The 23,553-nt window shown below is 69.0% G+C and carries 24 protein-coding genes; 9 read left to right on the forward strand and 15 right to left on the reverse strand.

Features of this window, described 5'->3' with window-relative positions; all coding sequences use genetic code 11:
• Nucleotides 1–142: 142 nt before the first annotated feature.
• Nucleotides 143–1,501, forward strand: a complete 1,359-nt coding sequence (locus ACZ6SF_RS06620) for a cytochrome P450 (RefSeq protein WP_466060967.1) — start codon at nt 143–145, stop codon at nt 1,499–1,501.
• The gene (locus tag ACZ6SF_RS06625) at nt 1,502–3,175 is read left to right on the forward strand and encodes an FAD-dependent oxidoreductase (protein ID WP_466060968.1); all 1,674 of its coding nucleotides are present in this window, start codon (nt 1,502–1,504) and stop codon (nt 3,173–3,175) included. It begins immediately after the preceding gene.
• A gap of 12 nt (nt 3,176–3,187) precedes the next feature.
• On the opposite strand, the gene ACZ6SF_RS06630 is transcribed toward ACZ6SF_RS06625, so the two are convergent.
• The 8 genes from ACZ6SF_RS06630 to ACZ6SF_RS06665 form a co-directional block, all read right to left on the reverse strand.
• Entirely contained in the window at nt 3,188–5,887 is a 2,700-nt protein-coding gene (locus ACZ6SF_RS06630; protein ID WP_466060969.1) for a fumarate reductase/succinate dehydrogenase flavoprotein subunit, read from the reverse strand.
• Nucleotides 5,884–6,648, reverse strand: a complete 765-nt coding sequence (locus tag ACZ6SF_RS06635) for an ABC transporter ATP-binding protein (RefSeq protein ID WP_466060970.1) — start codon at nt 6,646–6,648, stop codon at nt 5,884–5,886. The genes ACZ6SF_RS06630 and ACZ6SF_RS06635 overlap by 4 nt, the downstream gene beginning before the upstream one ends.
• A complete protein-coding gene (locus ACZ6SF_RS06640) occupies nt 6,645–7,496 on the reverse strand; it encodes an ABC transporter permease (protein WP_466060971.1) in 852 nt (283 codons plus the stop codon). Before ACZ6SF_RS06640 ends, ACZ6SF_RS06635 begins: the two co-directional genes overlap by 4 nt.
• The gene (locus ACZ6SF_RS06645) at nt 7,493–8,866 is read right to left on the reverse strand and encodes an ABC transporter substrate-binding protein (protein WP_466061363.1); all 1,374 of its coding nucleotides are present in this window, start codon (nt 8,864–8,866) and stop codon (nt 7,493–7,495) included. The genes ACZ6SF_RS06640 and ACZ6SF_RS06645 overlap by 4 nt, the downstream gene beginning before the upstream one ends.
• Before the next feature lie 17 nt (nt 8,867–8,883).
• Nucleotides 8,884–9,111 (reverse strand): 4Fe-4S dicluster domain-containing protein, encoded by a 228-nt coding sequence (locus tag ACZ6SF_RS06650; RefSeq protein WP_068035570.1) that lies wholly within the window; start codon nt 9,109–9,111, stop codon nt 8,884–8,886.
• Complete coding sequence (locus ACZ6SF_RS06655; RefSeq protein WP_466060972.1) at nt 9,112–9,894, reverse strand: GntR family transcriptional regulator; 783 nt, start codon at nt 9,892–9,894, stop codon at nt 9,112–9,114.
• Between the two features lie 199 nt (nt 9,895–10,093).
• On the reverse strand, nt 10,094–10,591 hold the full coding sequence (locus tag ACZ6SF_RS06660; RefSeq protein WP_466060973.1) for an anthrone oxygenase family protein: 498 nt from the start codon (nt 10,589–10,591) through the stop codon (nt 10,094–10,096).
• Between the two features lie 13 nt (nt 10,592–10,604).
• Nucleotides 10,605–10,997 carry a nuclear transport factor 2 family protein gene (locus ACZ6SF_RS06665; RefSeq protein WP_450002875.1) on the reverse strand — a complete coding sequence of 131 codons (393 nt, stop codon included), beginning with the start codon at nt 10,995–10,997 and terminating at the stop codon, nt 10,605–10,607.
• A 79-nt stretch (nt 10,998–11,076) separates the two neighbouring features.
• Here ACZ6SF_RS06665 and ACZ6SF_RS06670 point away from each other — a divergent pair, with 79 nt between their 5' ends.
• A complete protein-coding gene (locus ACZ6SF_RS06670) occupies nt 11,077–11,685 on the forward strand; it encodes a TetR/AcrR family transcriptional regulator (protein WP_466060974.1) in 609 nt (202 codons plus the stop codon).
• Nucleotides 11,686–11,755: 70 nt separating this feature from the next.
• Nucleotides 11,756–12,622 carry an LLM class F420-dependent oxidoreductase gene (locus ACZ6SF_RS06675; RefSeq protein ID WP_466060975.1) on the forward strand — a complete coding sequence of 289 codons (867 nt, stop codon included), beginning with the start codon at nt 11,756–11,758 and terminating at the stop codon, nt 12,620–12,622.
• 15 nt (nt 12,623–12,637) lie between these two features.
• Here ACZ6SF_RS06675 and ACZ6SF_RS06680 read toward each other — a convergent pair whose 3' ends face one another.
• From ACZ6SF_RS06680 to ACZ6SF_RS06700, 5 genes are all read right to left on the reverse strand, one after another.
• A complete protein-coding gene (locus tag ACZ6SF_RS06680) occupies nt 12,638–13,699 on the reverse strand; it encodes a glucosidase family protein (protein ID WP_466060976.1) in 1,062 nt (353 codons plus the stop codon).
• Nucleotides 13,686–14,417, reverse strand: a complete 732-nt coding sequence (locus tag ACZ6SF_RS06685) for a class I SAM-dependent methyltransferase (protein WP_466060977.1) — start codon at nt 14,415–14,417, stop codon at nt 13,686–13,688. The genes ACZ6SF_RS06680 and ACZ6SF_RS06685 overlap by 14 nt, the downstream gene beginning before the upstream one ends.
• On the reverse strand, nt 14,411–15,679 hold the full coding sequence (locus ACZ6SF_RS06690; RefSeq protein ID WP_466060978.1) for a glycosyltransferase family 4 protein: 1,269 nt from the start codon (nt 15,677–15,679) through the stop codon (nt 14,411–14,413). Before ACZ6SF_RS06690 ends, ACZ6SF_RS06685 begins: the two co-directional genes overlap by 7 nt.
• A 2-nt stretch (nt 15,680–15,681) precedes the next feature.
• The gene (locus ACZ6SF_RS06695) at nt 15,682–16,557 is read right to left on the reverse strand and encodes an LLM class F420-dependent oxidoreductase (RefSeq protein ID WP_466060979.1); all 876 of its coding nucleotides are present in this window, start codon (nt 16,555–16,557) and stop codon (nt 15,682–15,684) included.
• Nucleotides 16,558–16,632: 75 nt separating this feature from the next.
• Nucleotides 16,633–17,037, reverse strand: a complete 405-nt coding sequence (locus ACZ6SF_RS06700) for a carboxymuconolactone decarboxylase family protein (protein ID WP_466060980.1) — start codon at nt 17,035–17,037, stop codon at nt 16,633–16,635.
• A gap of 424 nt (nt 17,038–17,461) precedes the next feature.
• Between ACZ6SF_RS06700 and ACZ6SF_RS06705 the strand changes: the two genes are divergently transcribed.
• From ACZ6SF_RS06705 to ACZ6SF_RS06720, 4 genes are read left to right on the forward strand one after another with little or no spacing between them, the layout of a single operon-like run.
• A complete protein-coding gene (locus tag ACZ6SF_RS06705; protein WP_466060981.1) occupies nt 17,462–17,668 on the forward strand; it encodes a ferredoxin in 207 nt (68 codons plus the stop codon).
• A gap of 40 nt (nt 17,669–17,708) precedes the next feature.
• Nucleotides 17,709–18,260: a nuclear transport factor 2-like protein gene (locus ACZ6SF_RS06710; protein WP_466060982.1), complete on the forward strand. Its 552-nt coding sequence runs from the start codon at nt 17,709–17,711 to the stop codon at nt 18,258–18,260.
• Entirely contained in the window at nt 18,254–19,516 is a 1,263-nt protein-coding gene (locus ACZ6SF_RS06715) for a hypothetical protein (protein ID WP_466060983.1), read from the forward strand. The genes ACZ6SF_RS06710 and ACZ6SF_RS06715 overlap by 7 nt, the downstream gene beginning before the upstream one ends.
• Nucleotides 19,517–19,558: 42 nt before the next feature.
• Nucleotides 19,559–21,169, forward strand: a complete 1,611-nt coding sequence (locus ACZ6SF_RS06720; RefSeq protein WP_466060984.1) for an acyl-CoA synthetase — start codon at nt 19,559–19,561, stop codon at nt 21,167–21,169.
• A gap of 22 nt (nt 21,170–21,191) precedes the next feature.
• Here ACZ6SF_RS06720 and ACZ6SF_RS06725 read toward each other — a convergent pair whose 3' ends face one another.
• On the reverse strand, nt 21,192–21,767 hold the full coding sequence (locus tag ACZ6SF_RS06725; RefSeq protein WP_466060985.1) for a TetR/AcrR family transcriptional regulator: 576 nt from the start codon (nt 21,765–21,767) through the stop codon (nt 21,192–21,194).
• Between the two features lie 133 nt (nt 21,768–21,900).
• On the opposite strand from ACZ6SF_RS06725, the gene ACZ6SF_RS06730 reads away from it, so the two are divergent.
• A complete protein-coding gene (locus ACZ6SF_RS06730; protein ID WP_466060986.1) occupies nt 21,901–22,863 on the forward strand; it encodes an aldo/keto reductase in 963 nt (320 codons plus the stop codon).
• A gap of 6 nt (nt 22,864–22,869) precedes the next feature.
• Here the strand turns inward: ACZ6SF_RS06730 and ACZ6SF_RS06735 are convergent, their stop codons facing one another.
• Nucleotides 22,870–23,535 carry a class I SAM-dependent methyltransferase gene (locus tag ACZ6SF_RS06735; RefSeq protein WP_466060987.1) on the reverse strand — a complete coding sequence of 222 codons (666 nt, stop codon included), beginning with the start codon at nt 23,533–23,535 and terminating at the stop codon, nt 22,870–22,872.
• Nucleotides 23,536–23,553: the final 18 nt, after the last annotated feature.

Below are 23,553 nucleotides of genomic sequence, written 5' to 3' on the forward strand. Positions count from 1 at the left end.
TATGGCATCCTGACCTGGATGGAGGCGGCCGATCGGATGTGGTCCACACCCGCGCATCTTGCTTGGCCGCGACCGTCCGTAGTACTGTCCAGACAGGTGTCTACCATAGATCCTGGACAGTAATCTGGGGAAGGATTTCCACATGACTTCGGTGAAACCGCCGCGGGTGTCCGGAGGCGAACACGAGCACGGCCATCTCGAGGAGTTCCGGACCGATCCGATCGCGCTCATGCGCCGGGTGCGGGAGGAATGCGGTGACGTCGGCCAGTTCGAACTCGCCGGACGCCACGTCATCCTGCTCACCGGGGCCGAGGCGAACGAATTCTTCTTCCGGGCCGCCGACGAGGACCTCGACCAGGCCGCCGCCTATCCGTTCATGAAACCGATCTTCGGTGAGGGCGTGGTGTTCGACGCCAGCCCCGAACGCCGCAAGGAGATGCTGCACAATTCGGCGCTGCGCGGCGACCAGATGCGCGGGCACGCGGCCACCATCGAACGCGAAGTCGACCGCATGCTCGCGAACTGGGGTGACGAGGGCGAGATCGACCTGCTGGACTTCTTCGCCGAACTCACCATCTACACCTCCTCGGCCTGCCTGATCGGGACGAAATTCCGCGAAGAGCTCGACAGCCGGTTCGCGCACCTCTACCACAACCTCGAACGCGGTACCGACGCGCTGGCCTACGTCGACCCGTACATGCCGATCGAGAGTTTCCGTATCCGCGACGAGTCCCGCGCGCAGCTGGTGGAACTCGTGCAGGAGATCATGACCGCGCGGATCGCGAACCCGCCCGCGGACAAAGAGGACCGCGATCTGCTCGATGTTCTCGTCTCGGTGAAGAAAGAGGACGGCAGCCCGCATTTCAGCGCCAGCGAGGTCACCGGCATCTTCATCTCGATGATGTTCGCCGGCCATCACACCACCTCCGGTACCGCGGCCTGGTCGGTGATCGAGTTGCTGCGCCACCCGGAAGTGCTGTCCGGGGTGGTCAAGGAACTCGACGAGCTGTACGCCGACGGCCAGGAGGTGAGTTTCCACGCGCTGCGCCAGATCCCGCAGCTGGAAGCGGTGCTCAAGGAGACGCTGCGCCTGCATCCGCCGCTGATCATCCTCATGCGCGTGGCCCAGGGCGAATTCGAGGTGTGCGGGCACACCATCGCCCCCGGCGACCATGTCGCCGCGACCCCGGCGATCTCCAACCGGCTGGCGGAGGATTTCCCCAACCCGGACAGCTTCGATCCCGGCCGCTATATCGACCCGAACCAGGAAGACCTGATCAACCGGTGGACCTGGATCCCGTTCGGCGCCGGACGGCACCGCTGCGTGGGCGCCGCGTTCGCGCTGATGCAGTTGAAGGCCATCTTCTCGGTACTGCTGCGGGACTGGGAGTTCGAGATGCTGCAGCCCTCCGAGACCTACCGCAACGACCACTCCAAGATGGTCGTGCAGCTGCAGCAGCCGTGCCGCGTGAAATATCGCCGCAGGCAGCGGGAGAACTAGATGGCCTACGTCATCACGCAGCGCTGCTGCAATGACGCGAGCTGCGTGGCCGAATGCCCGGTGGACTGCATCCGGCCGCGTCCCGAGGACCCGCAGTTCGCGACGGCGGAGATGCTCTACATCGACCCGGACACCTGCATCGATTGCGGCGCCTGCTACGAGGCGTGCCCGGTGGACGCCATCTACGCCGAAGAGGATCTGCCTCCGCACCTCGACGGCTTCCGCGCGGTGAACGCGGGCTATTTCGAACGGCATCCACTGGAGGCCGATATGTCACCGCCGGCGCCCGTGCAGCGGCTCGCCAAGGATCTCGGGACACTGCGCGTGGCCATTGTCGGCACCGGCCCGGCCGCCTGCTACGCCGCCGAACAGCTGGTGGGTGTGGGCACGGTCGAGGTGGAGATGTTCGACCGGCTGCCCACCCCGTGGGGGCTGGCCCGGTACGGGGTGGCGCCGGACCACGCGCAGACCCGCGGGGTCACCGAGATGTTCGCGGCCGCGTTCAAACGCGACAGTCTCCAGATGTACCTGAACACCGAGATCGGCACCCATCTCACCCACCCCGAACTGCGCGAGAGCGCGCACGCGGTGATCTACGCGGTGGGCGCACCGGCGGACCGGCGCCTCGATATCCCCGGCGAAGACCTCCCGGGTAGTCATTCCGCGACCGAATTCGTGGCCTGGTACAACGGCAACCCCGACTACGCGGACCGGGAATTCGATCTCTCCGGGGAACGCGCGGTGATCGTCGGCAACGGGAACGTCGCCCTCGATATCGCGCGGGTGCTCACCATGAACCCCGACGAACTGGCGCGCACCGATATCGCCGATCACGCGCTGGCGGCACTGCGGCACAGCGCCATCCGCGAAGTCGTGATCCTCGGCCGACGTGGCCTGCTGCAGGCCGCCTACAGCGCCCCGGAGTTCCGGGCCCTCGGACGGCTGGAGGGCGTCGATATCGTCGTCGACCCGGCAGACGTCGTGCTGGACGACGCCGGACAGGCATTCCTGGACGGCCCCGATTCGGCCTACGAACTCGGGCTCAAGATCGCGGCGGCGGGTGAGTACGCCGCCCGCCCGGTACGCGACGGTCACAAGCGGATCCGGTTCCAGTACTGCGTATCCCCCACCGAGATCACCGGTGACGACAGAGTGCGGTCGGTACGGTATGTGCGCAACGAACTCACCGGTCCGGCCGGATCGCCCTCCGCGCGCCCCACGTCCGACACCGGGGAGATCGACGCGTCGCTGGTGCTGCGGGCGGTGGGCTATCGCGGACAGCCGATCCCCGGTCTGCCCTTCGACGACGGGCGCGGAGTGCTGCCCACCGCATCGGGCCGGGTCGTCGACGCCTCCGGCACACCGGTTCCCGGGGTGTACGCGGCCGGCTGGATCAAACGCGGACCACGCGGTGTGATCGGCTCCAACCGGGCCGACGCCGCCGAAACGGTGACCGCCATCCTCGAGGATTTCCGGTCCGGCGCGCTCACCGCCCCCGTCCGGGACCGCGCCGCGCTCGCCGAGCTGGTCCGGGAACGACAGCCGGATGTCGTGGACCGCGCCGCCTGGCAGACGGTGGACCGTGCCGAACGCGCGGCCGGAGCCGCGGTGGGGCGGCCCCGGGTGAAACTGGCGACCGTCGAGCAGCTGCTGGCCACCGCCCGCAAAGGGTGACAGCGGCCCCTCCTAGGCCAGTGCGCGGCGGGCGTAGGCGCGGACATCGGCATCGGAATCGGCTGTCGCCTCCTTCAGGGCGATCCGGGCCGCGTCGTGGCCGGACCACCGGGCCAGCGTCAGGACGGCCGCTTTGCGTACGTCCAGATGCCGGTCGCCGAGCGCTTCGGTGAGCGCGGGCACCACCCGATCGGGTTCCCCGGCGGCCAGGCCCCGGCTCGCTCCGACCCGCACCTGCCAGGCGGTGTCACCCAGCGCGGTGACGCAGGTGTCCAGATCGGCGGCGGTGGCGCCGGTATCGGCGAACGCGGCCAGGGCCGCGGCCCGGACCAGCGGGTCGCGGTCACCGGCCAGGATCCGGATGGTGTCGGCGCCGCCGTCGCCCACCGTGGCCAGGCCCTGGGCGGCCGCGATCCGCACCTCGCGGCTGGTATCCGCGGCGGCGGTGGCGATCGCGTCGCGTTCGTCGAGTGACACCAGTGCCCGGACACCTTCGATACGCACCCGGTGATCGGGATCGGCCAGGGCCGTGCGGTAGTCGGCGGCCGAACCCGCTCGGGTGGCGCGCAAAAGGTCCACCACCACCGCGCGGACCACGGGGTCGGGTGAGGCGAGCCGCGCGGTGAGCCCTTCGGCGGAGGGCAGCACCTCGACCAGTTCGCGGAGTGCGGCCGCGGCGGCGCCGCGTACGGCGGCCGCGGCGTCGTCGAGTGCGCGCACCAGCAACGGTGCGAAACCGTCGGGGGTGTTCTCGGTCAGCGCGGCGATCGCCGCGACCTGGACGCGTTCGTCGTCGTCGGCCAGATAATCCGACAACTGCCGTGCGGTGGGGGCGTCGAGGGCCAGCAGGGTCACCAGTCGTGGCGATCCGGCCGGAGCCGCGACCGGCACGGCGGGCCGGTCGGTGGCGGCCGGGGCGTTCGGGGCCTGCCGGTGCCCCACCAGCTCCGGCTGGGCGACGACAGTCGGTTCTCCGGCCGACGGCAGATCGTCGAGCCCCGGCACCGGTACCAGATACGGCGCGACGGGGCGTTTCAGGAATTCCATCCCACCGTCGGCGTTCTTGCGCAGGTTCAGGTGGTACCGCCACTGCTGGTCGTCACGTTCGGGCAGGTCGGCGCGTTCATGGTAGAGACCCCACCGGGATTCGGTGCGTGTCAGCGAACTACGGGCCGCCATTTCGGCGCAGTCCCGGATGAACGACACCTCCACCGCCCGCATGAGTTCGTGCGGGGTGCGGGCGCCCATTTCGGCGAGATCACCGCGCATCCGCTCGAAGGTCTCCACCGCCAGCGACAGTTTCGCGGCGGTTTTCGGCGGGGCGACGTAGTCGTTGACGAAGCGGCGCAGCTTGTATTCGACCTGCGGTTGCGGCGGGCCGTCGGGGTGGCGCAACGGCTGGTAGATCAGTTCGTGCGCCGCGCCGATCTGGTCGGCCGGAAGTGTCTGCGGGACGGCCACTTCGGCGAGGGTGCCGGCGGCGTGGGCACCGGCGAGTTCGCCGAACACGAAGGCGCCGATCATATAGTTGTGCGGGACGCAGGCCAGATCGCCGGCCGCGTACAGGCCCGGGACCGTGGTGCGGGCGTTCTCGTCCACCCACACACCGGACGCGGAATGGCCGCCGCACAAACCGATCTCGGAGATGTGCATCTCGATATCGTGGGTGCGGTAGTCGTGGCCGCGGTTGGCGTGGAAGGTGCCGCGGGTGGGGCGCTCGGTGGTGTGCAGGATCCCTTCGAGGGTGCTCAGGGTTTCGTCCGGCAGGTGGGAGACCTTCAGGTAGATCGGGCCGCGCGCGGAGTCGATCTCGCGTTTGACCTCCGAGATCATCTGTCCCGACCAGTAGTCGGAGTCCACGAACCGCTCCCCCTGCGCGTTCACCTGGTAACCGCCGAACGGGTTCGCGACATAGGCGCAGGCCGGGCCGTTGTAGTCCTTGATGAGCGGGTTGATCTGGAAGCATTCGATGCCGGAAAGTTCCGCGCCCGCGTGGTAGGCCATCGAATAGCCGTCACCGGCATTGGTGGGGTTCTCGTAGGTGCCGTACAGGTAGCCCGACGCCGGTAGTCCCAACCGGCCGCACGGGCCGGTCGCCAGGATCACGGCCTTCGCGCCGACGGTGACGAATTCGCCGGTGCGGGTGTTCAGCGCCGCGGCGCCGACGGCGCGCCCGCCGTCGGTGAGGACCCGGACCGGCATCAGCCGGTTCTCGATCCGGATGCGCTCGCGGTTCTTGCGCTGTCGCAGCACCCGGTACAGCGCCTTCTTCACATCCTTGCCCTCGGGCATCGGCAGGACGTAGGAGCCGGAGCGGTGCACTCGGCGTACCGCGTATTCGCCGTACTCGTCCTTCTCGAATTTGACGCCGTACCGTTCCAGCCGCTGCACCATCGCGAAACCGCGGGTCGCGGTCTGGTAGACGGTGCGCTGGTCGACGATCCCGTCGTTGGCGCGGGTGATCTCGGCGACGTAGTCCTCGGGTTCGGCCTTACCCGGGATCACGGCGTTGTTGACCCCGTCCATGCCCATGGCCAGTGCCCCGGAGTGCCGGACGTGCGCCTTCTCCAGCAGCAGGACGTTCGCGCCGTGCTCGGCGGCGGTGAGCGCGGCCATGGTCCCGGCCGTGCCGCCGCCGATGACCAGCACATCGCAGTCGAGGCGGACGGTGTCGGCGAGGTCGGGCGCGGCGAAGCGGGTGGGTGCGGTCATGTGAGGGCCTCCACGAGTCGGTCGCGCTCGGCCCGCCGGTCGGCGGCGGTGCGCGGGGCCGGGACGTCGACGAGGGCGCGCAGCGGCCGGCCGGCGCGGCCGAGTACCGCGACCCGGTCGCCCAGCAGCAGCGCCTCGTCCACATCGTGGGTGACGAACACGATGGTGGTGGGGTGCGTGCGCCAGGTCTCGATCAGTAGTCGCTGCATGGTCGCGCGGGTCTGGGTGTCCAATGCTCCGAACGGTTCATCCATCATCACCGCGCGGGGCGCGCCCGCCAGGCCGCGCGCCAGCTGGACCCGCTGGCGCATCCCGCCGGACAGACTCTTGGGCAGATAGTCGGCGAAACCAGTGAGCCCGACCTCCTCGATCCATCGGTCGGCGGCGGCGCGGCGGCCCGCTTTCGGCTCGCCGCGCAGTGTCAGGGCCAGTTCGATATTGGCGCGCACGCTGCGCCATGGCAGCAGTGCGTTGTCCTGGAACACCACCGCCCGGTCGCGGGAGGTGGTGGTCACCGGGTCGTCGTCGGCGAGGACCCGGCCGGCGTCGGGGGTCAGCAGCCCGGCCAGCGCCCGCAGGACGGTGGATTTACCGCAGCCCGACGGCCCGGTGAGCACCAGGATCTCGCCCGGCCGCACATCCAGGGACAGCTCGCTGATCACCGGTTCGCCGGTATAGGACAGCGATACTCCGTCCAGGCGCAGGCTCATCCCGTGTCCGGTGTCCGGGCGTGGTTCCCGCGTCGTGAGGGTGGTGGTCATCGGTTGTCGTCCTCTCCCCGGGGCAGCCAGCGGGTGACGCGGCGGCCGAGTAGTTCGATCGCGGCCGAGGTACCGAATCCGAGAACGCCGATGGTGATGATCCCGACGAAGACACCGGGATAGTCGACGATGGTGTAGGCCTGCCAGGTCCGGTAGCCCACGCCGAGGCGTCCGGAGATCATCTCCGCGGAGATCAGGCAGATCCACGCGACGCCGATCCCCACCGAGAGTCCGCCGAAGATCCCGGGCAGTGCGCCGGGGAACACCACCCGCACCAGCACATCCCAGCGGCTGCCGCCGAGTGTGCGCACGGAGTCCTCCCACAGGGTGGGCAGGGCGCGGACCGCGTGCCGGGTGCTGACCATGATCGGGAAATACGCGGCGAGGCCGGTGATGAACACGATCCCGGTCTCGTCGTCGGGGAACAGCAGGATCGCGATCGGCACCACCGCGATCGCCGGGATCGGGCGCGCCAGTTCGGTGAGCGGGCCGAGGATTCCGGCGAACAGGCGTGAGCGGCCCAGGGCGATACCGGTGGCGACACCGAGCACGGTGGCGATCCCGAACCCGGACAGGATCCGGATCAGCGATTGCGCGAGGTCCAGATAGTAGACGTCGGTACCCAGCTGACGGCCGAACGCGGAAACGACCTCGGTGACGGTGGGCAGGGTGTCGAACCGCAACCAGACGCGGATATCGGAGGCGGTCAGCAGCTGCCACAGCAGTACGGCGCCGGCCACCGAACCCAGGCGCAGCATCCGGCCCGGCCAGACGGAGGGGGCCTGCCGGGCCCGCGCCCGGTCGCTGTGCAGGGCGGTCCCGGCGTCGGCGGTGGCGGCCGCGGTCACGACCGGACCTCGGCGACGGCCTGGTCGTAACTCACCGGCCGGGCGGCGGGATGGGCCTGCCGGTGGCGTTGCGCGGCCGCCTGGGTGGTGAATGCCAGATAGGTGTCGCCGTCGCGCAACCAGATCGCCTTGTCGGCGAACCAGCGGGTGCCGAGTTCGGAATCGACGACGTAGGCGGCGCGGATCGCGGTACCTTCCGCGCGGGCAGCTTTCACCGTGCGCAGCAGTTCGGTGGGGTTGCCCGCGGGGCGGGTGGTGTCCTGGCCGTCGAGCCACAGTTCGGTACCGGAGCCGGCGGTGTGGTTGGTGGTATCGGCGAGTTCTCGGTCGTAGTCGAGACCGCGGGCGGCGTGGGCGGCGCGGATCAGCCGGTCGTCGGCGAAGGCGCCGGTGTCGAGATCGGCGAAATCTCCGATCGACTTCAGATACCGCACATCGTCTTTGAACGCCGACAGCAGACTCGGTTTGAGGGTGGTGTCGAACGACGTGCCGCCCGGACCGTTGTACAGGTACACCACCTCCTGCGGCAGATCCGACTCCTCGGCCACGATCCGCGACGCTTCCAGCGGTTGTTGCCACAGGAATTCGGTGGCGTCGAGCTGGGCTTGGAGGAACGCGTCCACCACTTCCGGGTGTTCGGCGGTGTAGCTTTCGCGGGCCACCACGCCGTGGAAGGTGGGAACGTTCAGTTCGGCGCCGTCGTAGAGCAGTTTCGCCTTGTCCTGGAACACCAGCAGTCCGGGCCAGGCCACGAACTGCGACAGCGCGCTCACCTGACCCGATTCCAGTGCCGAGGCGCCGACCTGCGGCTGCTGATTGAGGACCTCGACGCCGCTGACCGGGTCGATCCCCGCGCGGGTCAGCGCCTGCACCAGAGTTCCGTGCCCGGCCGATCCGACACTGGCCGATACCTTCTTCCCGGCCAGATCGGTGAGCCCGGCGGCCGGCGAATCCGGCGGGACGACCACCATGTTCAGCGCGCCCTTGGGGTTGTAGCCGGTAACGGAGAGGAACTCGGTGCGGGAGCGCTCGTTGGCCTGGGTGCGGGAGCCGTTGATCAGTAGCGGGTAGTCACCCATCGAGCCGATATCGATCTTCTCCGCCACCATCTGTGCGGTGATCGGGGCGCCGGTATCGTAGTCCTGCCATTCGACCTGGTAGGCGGGCCCGCCGTCGTCGGTGATCCGCCGCAGGCGCTGCTCCAGATAGCCCTGTGCGCGCAGCAGGGTGCCCGCGGTGACGGTGTTGATGGTCTTGGACTGGTAGCCGATGACGACCCGGACGGTATCGCCGGTGGCGGCGTCCTGCAGCGAGCATCCGGTGAGTACGAGGGCGGCCGCGGCGGCGATCGCGGCCAGGCGTTTCGATATGGACATTGTGATGGTCTCTACCTCAGGAGATACGGCATGTTGACGGTGACGGCGCCGGTCGGGCAGCGTGCGGCGCACGGGCCGCAGTACCAGCATTCGTCGACGTGCATGAAGGCCTTCCCGTTATCCGGGTTGATGGCCAGGGAGTCGAGCGGGCAGATCTCGACGCACAGGGTGCAGCCCTCGATACACAGTGATTCGTCGATGGTGACGGGGATATCGGTGCGCTGATCGGCCAGTGCCATCTACAGGACCTTCCATTCGGGGATACCGCGGGACAGGCTGCCGCGCAGCGTGATCCGGTCACCGCGCATCCGGATGTATTCGAGGTCGACGGGTGTACCGTCGTCGAGGCGGGTGAGCCGTTCCAGCATCAGCAGCGGCGCCCCGTCGGGGGTGTCGAGGGTGGCGGCGGTGTGCCGGTCGGCGGGGATCGCCTCCACGGTGAGATCCGCCGACCCGAGGGATTGCCCGCTGAGCTGTTCGAGCAGGACGAAGACGTCGGTGTGGGCCAGGTCGTGGTCCAGGACGCGCACGCCGATCCCGGGGGCGAGGTAGGTGAGATCCAGGCTCAGCGGCTGATCACCGAGGTACCGGAGGCGTTCGAGGTAGACGACCTGCTCACCCGGGGCGAGGTCGAGACGCCGGGCCACCGCGGACGGGGCGGAGATGAGCTGAGCGACCCGCACCTCGTTGCGCACGGTCCCCCGGCCCTCCAGTGTTTCCTGCAGGCCGAGCAGCGCGTCGAGGCCGTGGTCGTATTTGCGGGCCGCGACCTTGGTGCCCACCCGGGGCGCGCGGGCGATCAGGCCTTCGTCCCGCAGCAGTGCCAGCGCCTCGCGCACGGTGTTGCGGGAGGTCTCGTGTTCGGTGGCGAGCCGGTGTTCGCTGGGCAGCGTATCGCCGAACGCGCCGGCGAGTATCTGGTGGCGGAGAATATCCGCGACCTGCCGGGCCTGGTCGGCACGTAACCGCCGCACGGTCGCCGGACCGGCCGTCCGTTCGGTGTTCGGATCGCTGACCTGCATGAATGCTGACGATAGTGCCGCCGGCCGGCCGTCCGGACCGCCCGCGACGCCGCGGGTCCGGGCGTTCGGGCAATCCGCCGGGCGGTCGCGGGCCGCGACCAGCACCGATACCGTCCGGTACGGCTATTGCGCCACCCTGGGGCCGGCAGGCCGGGTTGGGATCACGCCGATTCGAATGATCGCGCGGGACGCGAACCGGTCACTGCGCGGCGTGGCCGGCCTGCTCCGCACGGCCGCCGGGCCGGCGCGATCCTTGCAAGGTCAGGGCGATGATCAGTCCGAAGGCGGCGGCCGCGGCGAGAGTGCGCAGCAGGTGGAATCGGTCCCAGCGGGCGAGTGCGGCGGGATCGGCGGATGCGCTGTCTCCGGCCCAGGCTTTGATCTGCTGGTTGATCGGCACATTGCCGAAACGGGTGATGAGGAATACACCGATCACCGCGGTCACGGCGGCGGCCGCGAGTACCCGGGCCCGCGGTGGGAGCAGGAAGATCAGCGCCACGCAACTCACCGCGGCGAGCGCCATGGCGGTTTGCATCGTCACGCCGTTGTTCCGCATCAGTTCGGCGTGGAATCCCAGTCGCGTCGGCAACGAGACACGATGGAACGCGGGGATCAGATTGAGCGCGGTGTAGCCGAAGGCACCGGCCAGGAATCCGGTCGAGAGCAGGGCGACGGCGTGGGCGAGTCTGTGGCGCACGGTTTCTCCGGGATCAGGATTCGGGTGTGAGGGTCCGGGTGATCTGTTCCGCTCTGCGCAGGCGGCCGTCGGCGGTGTACCGGCCGAATTGAAACACCTCGGTGGCCAGGACCGATCCGTTGCGCATGCGCGCGTGAATCGTCAGATGCGCGGCGATGCAGGCACCGTCGGCGACGGCCCGGTGCACCTCGAACCGGTACTCGCGCAAGTTCTTGCGCATCGGGCGTAGATGCGCGACGAGACGGTCGCGGTTCAGCCGGATTCCGTCACTGATCTGCTCGATATCGGGAGTGTGGAAGCGGTCGACCACCGCGGCGGGGTCGGCGTCGGTGAGAGCGGCCGCGGTGAACTCCGCGAAGAAATCGTGGACGAACTGCTCCGGTGTGCAGTGCGGTGGCAGCTTCATGGGTTCTCCGTACCGAGTAGAATTCTTACAGTCATGTCAACTTTATGGACCACTGAGAAATTTGACAAGGGTGTAAGAATTGACTGATTCCGCTCCCCCGCGCCGGCGGGCCGACGCCGAGCGCAGCCGCGGGGCCATCCTCGACGCCGCCACGCGGGTCCTGGCCCGCCGGCCCGAGGCGGGGCTCGCCACCATCGCCGCCGAAGCCGGCCTGACCAGGCAAACCGTTTACGCGCACTTCACCTCTCGCGACGAACTGGTCGACGCGGTCGCAGATCGGCTCACCGAGCGGACGCTGGCGGCGATCTCGAAGGCCGATCCGGAGAGCGGTTCGGCCACCCGGGCGCTGCTCGCGCTCCTCGACGAGAGCTGGCGGGCGTTCGAATCGCTACCGGCGCTCCGGCGGCAGACCGCCGGCCGGGAGACCGCCGATAGTGAACGGCACGCCCCGGTGCGGGATCACCTCGTCCGGCTGATCGGCAGAGGTCAGCGCACCGGCGAATTCGACGCCACCACCGATCCGGACTGGCTGGCGGCGGCCGTTATCGGCCTCGGTCACGCCGCGGGTGAGCAGGTCGAGTCGGGCCGGATGTCGCTGCGGGACGTCGACGGGGCCCTCCGTGACAGCACACTGCGGCTCCTGGGTGCGACCGGCGAACCGGGCGAGCCCGCCACCGCCGTGTCTTGACCTGGAGAGCACTCCAGGTCGTAGCGTGTGGTGGAACGGAGATCACCGACCACAGCAAGGGGACGACGGAATGGAACTCGGTTTCCACATACCGATCTTCGAACTCGACGGCGGTACCGCCGCCATCGCGGGTGAACTGGCCCGGGTGGGCGCGGCCGCGGAGAACGCCGGGGCGACCTGGCTGTCGTTCATGGACCATTTCTTCCAGATCGAGCCGACCGGGCTCCCGGCGGAAGCGAACATGCTGGAGGGCTACACCAGCCTGGGCTTCATGGCCGCCCACACCAGCGATATCGAACTGGGGCTGCTGGTCACCGGGGTGACCTACCGGCATCCGGGACTGCTCGCCAAAATCGTCGCGACCCTGGACGTGCTGTCCGGCGGCCGGGCCGCGCTGGGGATCGGCGCCGCCTGGTTCGAACGGGAGCATCACGGTCTGGGCGTGCCGTATCCGCCGGTCGCCGAACGGTTCGAGCGACTGGAGGAAACACTCCGGATCGCCGCGCAGATGTGGGATCCGGAGAACAACGGCCCCTTCGAGGGCACGCACTATCGGCTCGCGGAAACACTCTGCAACCCCCAGCCGCTGCACCGGCCGACGGTGCTGATCGGCGGCGGCGGCGAGAAGAAGACCCTGCGCCTGGTGGCCCGCTACGGCGACGCCTGCAACCTGTTCGCCTCCACACCGGAGGAGGTCCGGCACAAGCTCGATGTGCTGCGCGGGCACTGCGACGATCTGGGCACCGACTACGAGCGGATCCGCAAAACCGTGCTCGCCGGAAGCCCGGACCCGGGCGCCCATGACGATTTCGTCCGCGATATGGCCGCCTACGCCGCGATGGGCATCCATACCGCCATCGTGATGCCGCCGGGCGGAACACCCGCCGCGTGGATCGATTCGGTGGCCCCGGTCGTCCCGCGACTCGCCGAACTCTGAGAGCCCCGCCCCGGGTTATCCGGTGACCCGCGCCGGTACCGGACGGCCCGGGGCGGCGTCGGCGGCCAGATCGCGGAAGATGCCGTTGCCCGCACTGGTCCGCGACAGCGCGTCCGCCGCCAGGATCACGGCCGCGCCGGTCCAGGTGGTGCGTTCCACCGGCCAGCGTTTCCCGTCCGCGTACACCAGCCCGGTCCAGTAGGAGCCGTCGGTTTCGCGCAGATGCTGCATGCTGGCGAACAACTGCCGGGCGCGGTCGTGATCGCCGAGAGCCTCCAGTGCCAGTACCAGCTCACAGGTCTCGGCGCCGGTGACCCAGGGCCGGTCCGACACACAGCGGATACCGATATTGCCCACCACGAAGGTGTCCCAGCGCTGCGCGATCCGCGCGTGCCCGGCGCGGCCACGTAACGCGCCGCCGAGGACCGGGTAGTACCAGTCCATCGAATACCGGTCCTTCTCGGTGAACACCTCCGGGTGGTCACGCAGTGCTGTCCCGAGGCGGGTCCGCGCGCGTTCCCAGTCCGGGCGGGGATCACCGAACCGGCGCGCGAGTTCCAGTGCGGCGCCGAGGCTGTGGAACATACTGGCCGAACCGGTCACCAGGGCCTCGGGCAGGATCTTGTCCCCGTCGCGCAGCCAGTAGATCTGCCCCTGCTCGCCCTGGCCGGCCACGACCAGGTCGATCGCCGCGCACACCACCGGCCACATCTCGGCGGCGAACTCGGTGTCCCCGGTGACCGCCAGGTAGTGCCAGACCCCGGTGGCGATATAGGCGCAGAAGTTCACATCGGTGGCGGCGTTCTCGACCTCGCCGTCGCGGAACTGCATCGGCCACGACCCGTCGGCGCGCTGGGTGCGCGCCGACCAGGTGTAGGCGGCCACCGCCTCCTCGCGCAGACCGGCGACGGTCAGCGCCATGGCGGATTCGATATGGTCCCACGGGTCGGTATGACCGCCCGGGGACCAGGGAATCGAGCCGTCGGGCTGCTGGACCGCGGCGATCGATCGCGCGGTCTGCAGGCATTGGCGGCGGGTGAGAGCGGAAGGTACCGACGGTAGATCAACCGGCGGCACGGGTCACCGCCGGTTTGCTGAAGTACAGGGCGACGCTCTTACCGATCAGCGGGTCCAGCGCCTTCTCCGCGGTCCGGGTGAGCCGCGGCTGCTTCATCATGTCCCACACCAGCATCCGGTGGTAGGCCCGCACGAGCGGATGATCGGGTTTGTGTACGCCCACCGCGCATTTGATCCACCAGTACGGGGAATGCAGGGCGTGCACATGGGTGCGGTGGGTCTGCCGCAGGCCGCGGGCGGTGATCTTGTCCCGCAGTTCGTCGGCCTTGTAGATGCGGATATGGCCGCCCTCGTTGGCGTGGTATTCGTCCGACAGCGCCCAGCACACCCGTTCCGGCAGCCAGCGGGGCACGGTCACCACGAGCTGTCCGCCGGGGCGCAGGATCCGGACGAGTTCGGCGATGGCGGCATCGTCGGCGGGGACGTGCTCCAGGATCTCCGACGCGATGACCACATCGAATTCACCCGCACCATAGGGCAGATCGAGGGCGTCCCCGTGCACGGCCTCGGCCTTCGCGCCGGCGGGCGCCTCCCCGGCCTGGGCCATCGCCTCGAACATGGTCGCCACTCCGGCGAGTTCCGGGGCGTCCTGGTCGAAGGCGACCACATCGGCGCCGCGGCGGTAGGCCTCGAAGGAATGCCGGCCCGCGCCGCAGCCCACATCGATCACCCGGGTTCCCGGGCCGATTCCGGCGCGCTCGAAATCGACGGTCAGCACGGGGCGCCTCCTGTGGTGGTGAGTTCGGCCGGTTCGCCGCCGCGGCGGGCGATGGCACGCTGGTACACCTCGACGGTCTGCGCGGCCACCGATTCCCAGCTGAACACCGAGACCGCGCGATCGCGGCCGGCCAGCTGCATCCGCTGCCGTGTCTGCGGAGAGTCGAGCAGGCGGCCGATCACGCGGGTGAGTTCGGCGGAATCGCCGGGCCGGACCAGTTCGGCGCAGACGCCCGGTTCACCCACGACCTCCGGCAGCGCGCCGGTGCGGCTCACCACCAGCGGTGTCCCCGAGGCCATCGCCTCGACCGCGGGCAGCGAGAAACCCTCGTACAACGACGGGATACAGGCGATCTCCGCCGAGGCGAGCACTTCGGCCAGTTCGGTATCGGTCAGGCCCGATCGCACGGTGACGATATCGGACAGGCCCAGTTCGGCGATCTGCTTCTCGGTGGGCCCGTTGGGTTCCAGTTTCGCCACCAGCTGCAGTTCGACCCGGTGGGTGACCCGCAACCGGGTGAGGGCCCGCAGCAGGTGGGTGATGCCCTTGAGCGGTTTGTCGGCGCTGGCCACGGCGACGATCCGGCCGGGCACCCGCGGACCGCGCGGGGCGAACAGACCGGTGTCCACGCCGAGCGGTACCACGTTGATCCGGGCCGGGTCGACACCGAAATCGCCGGCGATATCGGCCGCCGACGACGAGGAGACGGTGAGCAGATCCGGGATCCGCCGGGCGATGCGCTGCTGCATGCCCAGGAACCCGTACCAGCGGCGGACCAGCGGTTTGCGCCGCCAGATCGCGGCCGCCAGATCGACCTCGCGATCCTTGGTGATGGGATGGTGCACGGTCGCCACCAGCGGCAGCCGCTGGGCGATATCGAGCAGCCCGCTGCCCAGGCACTGGTTGTCGTGCACCACGTCGAAATCGGCCACCCGGTCGCGCAGCAGTCGGGCGGCCCGCAGGCTGAAGGTGCGGGGTTCCGGGAAACCCGCGGTCCACATGGTGGCCAGTTCCAGCAGATCGATCCGGTCCCGGATCTCCCTGGGGTGGGGGGTCCGGAAGGGGTCGTCGTCCCGGTAGAGGTCGAGGCTGGGGACCTCGGTCAGGGTCACGCGCGGGTCGAGATCGGCCGGGTAGGGCTGGCCGGAGAACACCTCGACCTCGTGGCCGAGCTCGGCCAGTCCGGCGCTGAGCCGGCGCACGTAGACCCCCTGCCCACCGCAATGAGGCTTGCTGCGGTAGGACAACAAGGCAATGCGCACGGCTAGCTGTCCTCACCTGTCTCGGTGATCGAATTCATGCTCCGCAGTTTGCCAGCCAGCCGTTCGAGGTAGGCACGCACCTCCGGTTCCGGTTTGTCCGGAACCCCGTACAGCACATCGGTGACACCGTCGGCCGCCCAGGTGGCCAGGCGCTCGGCGTCGGGTTTGAAGTCCAGCGCCACCACCCGCGGCGCACCCTCACGCCCGGCGTCGGCCCAGGCCTTCTTCAGGGTGGCGAGACGGCCGGAGATATCGGATTCGCCCGGGGTGGTGATCCAGCCGTCGGCGTTCTTCGCGATCCAGGTGCAGGTCTTCTCGGTACCGGCGGCACCGATGAGCACCGGGATCGTGCGGTCGACCGGTTTGGGCCAGGCCCAGCTCGGGCCGAAGTTCACGAAGTCGCCGTCGTAGGAGGCCTCGTCCTCGCTCCACAGCGCCCGCATGGCCTCCAGGTATTCGCGCAGTACCGTCCGCCGCTTGTTACCGGGGACGCCGTGGTCGGCCAGCTCGTCGGTGTTCCAGCCGAAACCGGCGCCGAGGGTGACCCGGCCGCCGGAGAGGTGGTCGAGCGAGGCGATGGTCTTGGCCAGGGTGATCGGATCGTGCTCCACCGGCAGCGCGACCGCGGTGGACAGCTCGATACGTTCGGTGACCGCCGCCGCCATGGCCAGTGACACCCACGGGTCGAGGGTGCGCATATAGCGGTCGTCGGGCAGGGAGGCGTCGCCGGTCTGGGGGTGCGCGGCCTCGCGTTTCACCGGGATATGGGTGTGTTCGGGGACGTAGAAGGAGCTGAAGCCGTTGTCCTCGGCGGCCTTGGCCGCGGCGGCGGGGGCGATCCCGCGATCACTGGTGAAGAGAACGATGCCGAAACGCATACCTGTGTGCCTTGTCTGTGTGGGAGTCGTCGCACCGCGGGGGCGGGGCGGCACGACGGAGGGTGGGCGGGGTCGTCAGCGACCGTTCTGGGCGGCTTTGCGGGCCTTCTTGTTGCGCTGGTCGATCTGGGCGCCGATCACGTGGTCCAGGGAGGTACCGGCCGGCCAGCCCACGTAGTGGCACAGGAACAGCGAGATCTCGCGCAACTGGGTTTCGTCGAGTTCCTCGTTCTGCAGGGCGGCGCCGATCTGGATACCGGCGACATCGAACAGCCCCTGGGCGGTGAGCGCGCCGAGCAGCAGCAGCCGGCGGTCGCGCAGGCTCAGGCCGGGGCGGGACCAGATATCGGCGAACAGGTGGTCGGCGGTGACCGCGAAATGGTCGCCGGGGCCGTCCTGGAATTCCCATCCGTAGACCTCCGCCATCTTGGCCAGCCCGCGCTCGCGCACGGTCGGCTGCGGGGTGGGGTCGTCGCTCATATCGCTCCTTCTACGCCGGACCGGTCCGTACGTGAGTGTCTGGACAGGTGTACGGAATATAATTCGGACGATCTCCGCCACGCAAGAACATGTTCTCGTTTCGCCCTCCTGGGCGCGGGCCGCGAGGCGTCCGGCGGCGACATTCCCGAATCCACCCGGACACCGTATCCATTCTGGGAAAATTGCTGAATCGTTGTCGGACACACCTGTCGGTGGTAGCGTCCAGACACATGTCCAGCTATGTGTCTCTTCCGCCGGTTCGCAGCCCCCGGCATGGGAAGAACTCGTTCTCGGACCGGGTAGACCACACGGCCCGGCCCCGGCGCGGAGGCGATCCCGCCGAGGCCGTGGGCCGACCCCCGCGCAACCCGGCGCGCACCGCGCCGCGCGGCTCCGCTCATACGACGCCGAGGGAGTGCACATCATGAAAATCGAGGCAGATATGGACCTGTGCCAGGGCCATGCCGTCTGCGCCGGCGAAGCACCGGACATCTTCTCCGTACCCAAACGCGGGAAAGTCGAGATCCTCGACTCCGAACCGGGCCCGGAGCACAAGGCCGATGTCGACAACGCCATCCGCTACTGCCCCACCCAGGCCCTCATGCTCGTCGCCGGCAGCTCCGGCGACTGAATCAACCTTCGCAACAGGTTCTTCGAAAGGGACAACACCGATGACAGGTTTCGATCGCGCCGAACTCGACGAGATGGTGCGCCGCTGGGTGGCCGAGAACGAGCGCTGCGAGAAACTGGGCGACTGGAAACCGCTGGCCGAGATGTACACCGAGGACGCCACCTACGGCTGGAACTACGGCCCCAAGGACGAGTTCATGGCGGTGGGCCGCGCCGAGATCCGCGATCTGGCGCTCGGCCAGGAGATGGAGGGCCTGGAGGGCTGGGAATACCCGTACCAGCAGTTCGTGATCGACGAGCGCAGCGGCGACGTCATCGGCTTCTGGAAGCAGACCTACACCACCACCCCGCGGGAAGACGGCAGCCTCTACACCGTGGACGGTATCGGCGGCAGCTGGTTCCGCTACGGCGGGGACTACCAGTGGTCCTGGCAGCGTGACTTCTTCGATTTCGGCAACGTCTCCTCGCTGTTCCTGGAGATGATGACCAACAAGGCGATGTCGGACGGGATGAACCAGCGCATCGCGAAGTCCACGGCCGGGCGGCTGCCCGGCTGGTACCGGATCGGCACCGCGCCGGCCTCCCTGTGGTGAATCCGGTGACGCTGCCCACGAGCCGGTTCCACGCGCTGCGGCGCGCGGAACTGGCGGCGCTGGTCCCCGAACTGCTGCTGTGTGGTCAGTTGATCGATCGCTCGGGGATGGCGCACTGCATCTCCGCCTTCGGCCGGGAGGGGATGGCCGAAGTCGCCATCGAGGAATGGCAGCTGTCGAGCCCGATCTATACCCGGCGCATGCAGCGGGCCCTCGGCTACACCGGTGACGATATCGTCACCATCTTCAAGGGCCTGCAGCTCGATATCGGCGCGCCGCCGCAGTTCATGGACTTCCGGTTCCGGGTCGACGACGCCCACCACGGCGAGTTCTGGCTCGACCACTGCGGCGCCCTGGTCGATGTCGAACCCATGGGTCCCGATTATGTGAAGGCCATGTGCCACGACATCGAGGACCCCACCTTCGATGCCACCGCCCTGGCCACCAACAAATACGCCCAGGTGCGCCCGATCCACCGGCCGCCGCGCCAACCGGCCGACCGGCATCCGATGTGCGCGTGGACGGTGGTCATCGACGAATCGCATATCCCGCCGGAGGTGCCGCGCAACGCGCATCTGGTGGCCGAGTCGGTCGCCGCCGGATTGCCGCTGGCCGATATCGACCCCGCGGACGAGGGCGCCGCCGATTACAGCGGCCCGCTGCTCAGCGATCTGCGGTTCCCCGATTTCTCCCATTCCGCCCTGGTCCGGATCGCGGAGGAGGTGTGCCTGCAGCAGCATCTGCTGGTACTCGGGTTCATGGTCGCCGTGCACGAACGGACCGATGTGGATTCGGCACTCGAGATCGGGCGCAAACAGCTCACCGGGATCGCCGGAGTCACCTCCGAGCGGATCCGCGCCTGCCTCGGACTCGGCGACGATACCGAGGCCCTCGCCGCGGTGCTGCGCCTCCATCCCGCGCTCAATCCCCTGCACTACACCGATGTCGACGTCGAGCCCGGCATCGATGTGGTGCGGGTGCGATTCCCCGCCACCAGCGGGGCGCTCACCGACCGCGGCTGGCTCTCGTTGATCGGCCCCGATCGGCTCGGACCGCTGGATTCGCTGGTCCGGGGCGTGAATCCGCGGTTCGCGTGCCGGGTCGCCGAATCCGGGCCCGACGGGTGGACCGCCGAAATCACCCTCGCCGACACTGCATTCGACGAGGCCTCGGAGGTGGCGATCACCAGGTTCAGCACCGGCGTCGACTTCCGGTTCACCGATCGCGGGATACCGCTGCCCCTCACCGTTCTCTGATCCTCCCGGGACGGGAGGATCCGGCACCAGCGCAGGATTGATATGGCCAATAATTTCGCCGACCTGTTCGAACACTCCGTCGACGCCATGCCCGACCGGATCGCCCTGATCGAACAGGGCCGGCGCATCACCTACCGGGAACTCGACGAACGGTCCAACCGGCTCGCCCACCATCTGGCGTCGGTGGGAGTCGGGCACGGCACCCACGTCGGTTTCCAGATGCACAACAGCATCGACACGATGCAGACGCTCATCGCCTGCTTCAAGCTCGCGGCCGTGCCGATCAATATCAATTTCCGGTACGGGCCCGGGGAACTCGCCTACCTCTACGACAACGCCGACCTCGAATACCTCGTCTATCACGCCTGTTACGGGGACGCGGTCCGCGCCGCCGCGCAGCGTTCGCCGCGCCTGAAATACGTGCTGTGCGCGGCCGACGACCGGGTCGCCGCCGATTCCGGGGTGGATTGCCTGGCCGAGGTCACCGCCGCCGCGCCCGCGACCCGCCCCGAGATCACCCGCAGCGCCGACGATCTGTTCGTCATGTACACCGGCGGCACCACCGGGATGCCCAAGGGTGTGCTGTGGCGGCAGGAGGATATGTGGCGGGTACTCGGCGGCGGTATCGACTTCTACAGCAACGAACCCGTCACCGACGAATACCAGCAGTCCCGCACGGGCGCGGCCGGTGAACCCTCCACCTGGATGATCCTGCCGCCGCTCATGCATCTGGCCGCCATGATGCCCACGTTCATCGCGCTGTGGTCGGGCAACTGCGTGATCTTCGAACCGCATTTCGACGCCGCCACGGTATGGAAGACGGTGACGGCGGAACGCCCGGGCGTCATGGTCATCACCGGTGACGCCATGGCGCGGCCGCTGATCGACTCCTATCGCGCCGATCCGGTCGACGCCACCGGGCTGTTCATGGTCGCCTCGGGTGCCGCGCTGCTCACCCAGCCGACGAAGAACGCCCTGCTGGATCTGTTGCCGAACCTGTTCGTCTCCGATTCCATCGGCTCCTCCGAAACCGGTTTCGGCGGTATCGGGTTCGCGCAGAAGGACGACGATCCGGCCCGCAAACCGCGGGTGTCGATCGGGCGCGGCGCGGTGGTCGTCGACGATGCCGGTAGACCCGTCACCCCCGGCGAGGAGGGCTGGCTGGCCAAGACCGGGTCGGTTCCGCTCGGCTACTACAAGGACGAGGCCAAGACGGCGAAACTGTTCAAGGAGGTCGACGGCGCCCGGATCGTGGTCACCGACGACCGGGCCCGACTGGAGGACGACGGCACGATCAGCCTGATCGGGCGCGGCAATATGGTCATCAACACCGGTGGGGAGAAGGTGTTCGCCGAGGAGGTCGAGGGTGTGGTGAAATCCCATCCCGCGATCTACGACGCGACCGTGATCGGGGTGGACCACGATCGCTGGGGACAGCAGGTCGCCGCCGTGGTCAGCCTCACCACGGCGGCAGCCGGTGCGCTCGATATGGCCGATCTGCAGAAACATGTGCGCGGCCACCTCGCGGGATACAAGGTGCCGCGCGCTGTCTGGATCACCGAGACGATCACCCGCTCACCCAGCGGCAAACCCGATTACACCTGGGCCAGGCAGTACGCCGCGGACCGCGAGCCCGACCACCGGCCGGACTGACCGCGGCGGGCCCGGCGCGCGATCACGGTCCGCCGGTGCCGCGACCGGCGGCGCCCAGTGCGTCGAGTATGAGGTCGAGCAGCCGGCCGGACCGCTCGGGTGTCTTGTCGGTGGCCGTGGCCAGGGTGACACCCAGGAGCATGGTGGTGACATCGTCGGGGTCGATCTCGGCGCGCAGTGTGCCCGAGCGGGCTCCGGCGGCGAGCAGGGTCGCGATCGTGGCGGTGATGCGTTCCCGCGTGGACGAGGCCGCCGGACCGCCCGCGGCGCTCGCGGCCCGGAGGCTGCCGATCATGGCGCGTTTGGTCGCGACGAATTCGGTGTAGCGGTCCATCCAGGCGCGGAGCGCGCGCTCGGGCGGCAGTTCGGCGAGCAGGGTGGCGGCGCCGGCGGTGACATCGTCGAGTTCGGCGGCGTAGACGGCGTCGATCAGCGCCTCGCGGGTCGGGAAATGGCGGTAGAGCGTCCCGATACCGACACCGGCATCGCGGGCGATGGATTCCAGCGCGGCGGTATCGGAGGCGGTGAACGCGGCCCGAGCGGCGGTGAGCAGCCGGTCCCGGTTGCGGCGGGCGTCGGCGCGGGTGGGACGGCCCACGGCGGGAGCCTGCGTGGGTCCGGAGGGCGGCGGGTCGGGTGATATCAAAACGGAGGCACCTCCGGTAGTGCTACAGTCGACGTAACGGAGGCTCCTCCGTTTCACCCATCGTCTCATGGAAGCGGGATCTGTCATGACCGCATCTACCCCGCCCGCCGCCTCCGCCCGCCCTGGAGGGGCCGGCGTCCTGGCCGGCCGCGCCGTCTCCCGGGTCGGCTACGGGGCCATGCAACTCGAACGGCTACGGGGCAACCGCGACGGCGCCCTGGCCGTGCTGCGTCGCGCGATCGAACTCGGTGTCGACCACCTCGACACCGCCCACTTCTACGGCGACGGTTTCGTCAACGACGTGATCCGGGAGGCGCTCGGCGGGCGGGACGACATCCTCGTGGTCAGCAAGGTCGGCGCCACCCCGGATCCCGGTGGACCCTTTCCGATGCGCCTGGCGCAGCGGCCCGAGGAGTTGCGGGCCGGGGTGGAGGACAACCTCACCGGCCTCGGTATCGAGCGCATTCCCGTGGTGAATCTGCGGCGCGCCACCCACGGACCCGGCCTGCGCGCCGAAGGGAACCAGGTGGTCGATCTGGACGATCAGCTGGCGGAACTCGTCGCCCTGCGCGCCGAGGGCAAGATCGGTGCGATCGGGCTCAGCAATGTCGATATCGCGGAACTGCGGCGGGCGCTCACGGTGGAGCCGGTCTGCGTGCAGAACTCCTACAGTCTGGTCTCCCGCGACGACGAGGAGATGCTGCGGATCTGCCGCGCCGAGAACATCGCCTGGGTGCCGTATTTCCCTCTCGGCGGCTCCTTCCCGGGCCTGCCGAAGGTCACCGGCGAACCTGCCGTGACCGCCGCCGCACGGCAGCTGGGACGCACTCCGGCGCAGATCGGCCTGGCCTGGCTGCTCCACCACGCCCCGAACGTGCTGCTGATTCCCGGCACCGCCGATACGGGCCATCTGGAAGCGAATATCGCCGCGGGTGCGATCACCTTCGACGCCGAGACGCTGGCGGCACTGGACGCGATACCGAGCCGGTCCGGCGATATCGCGCTCGGGCAGCTCGCCCGGCCCGGATCCGCCTCCGCCGAAGGGTAGGGGCGGTCAGAGTCCGGGGCTCGGGGCGATCCGTTCGAGGATGCGCAGGGAGCTGGTGACCGAGACCTCGCGGAATTCCCCGCTGTCCAGAGCGCGGCGGTAGATCCCGTAGGGCGCCTGACCGCCGTCGGCGGGGTCGGGGAACACATCGTGGATGGCCAGGCCGCCGCCGGGAACCACCCATTTGACCCAGCCCCGGTAATCGCGGTCCGCGGCTTCCTCGGTGTGCCCGCCGTCGATGAACAGGAATTCGATCGGAGTCCGCCAGGCGCGGGACACCTGCGCCGAGGCGCCGACGACGGCGATCACGGTATCGCCGAGCCCGGCGGAATCGATGGTGTGCCGGAACCGGGGCAGGGTGTCGAACCGGCCGGTGACCGGGTCCACGAGGGTGGTGTCGTGGTATTCCCAGCCGGGCTGGTGCTCCTCGGAGCCGTGATGGTGGTCGACGGTGAACACGACCCCGCCCTGGGTGCGGGCGGCGGCGCCGAGCAGGATCGCCGATTTACCGCAGTAGGTGCCGATTTCGGTGACGACCCCGCCACGGCAGTACTTCACCGCGGCGGCGTGCAGTGCGCGACCCTCGTCCTCCGGCATGAATCCGGTGGCCCGGCGGGCGTGATCGAACAGTTGCTCGTCGGTCAGCGGGGTCGTGGGGGCTGGCGAGGTCATACGGGCTGTGGGCTCACT

This window comes from Nocardia sp. NPDC049935 (assembly GCF_055586645.1).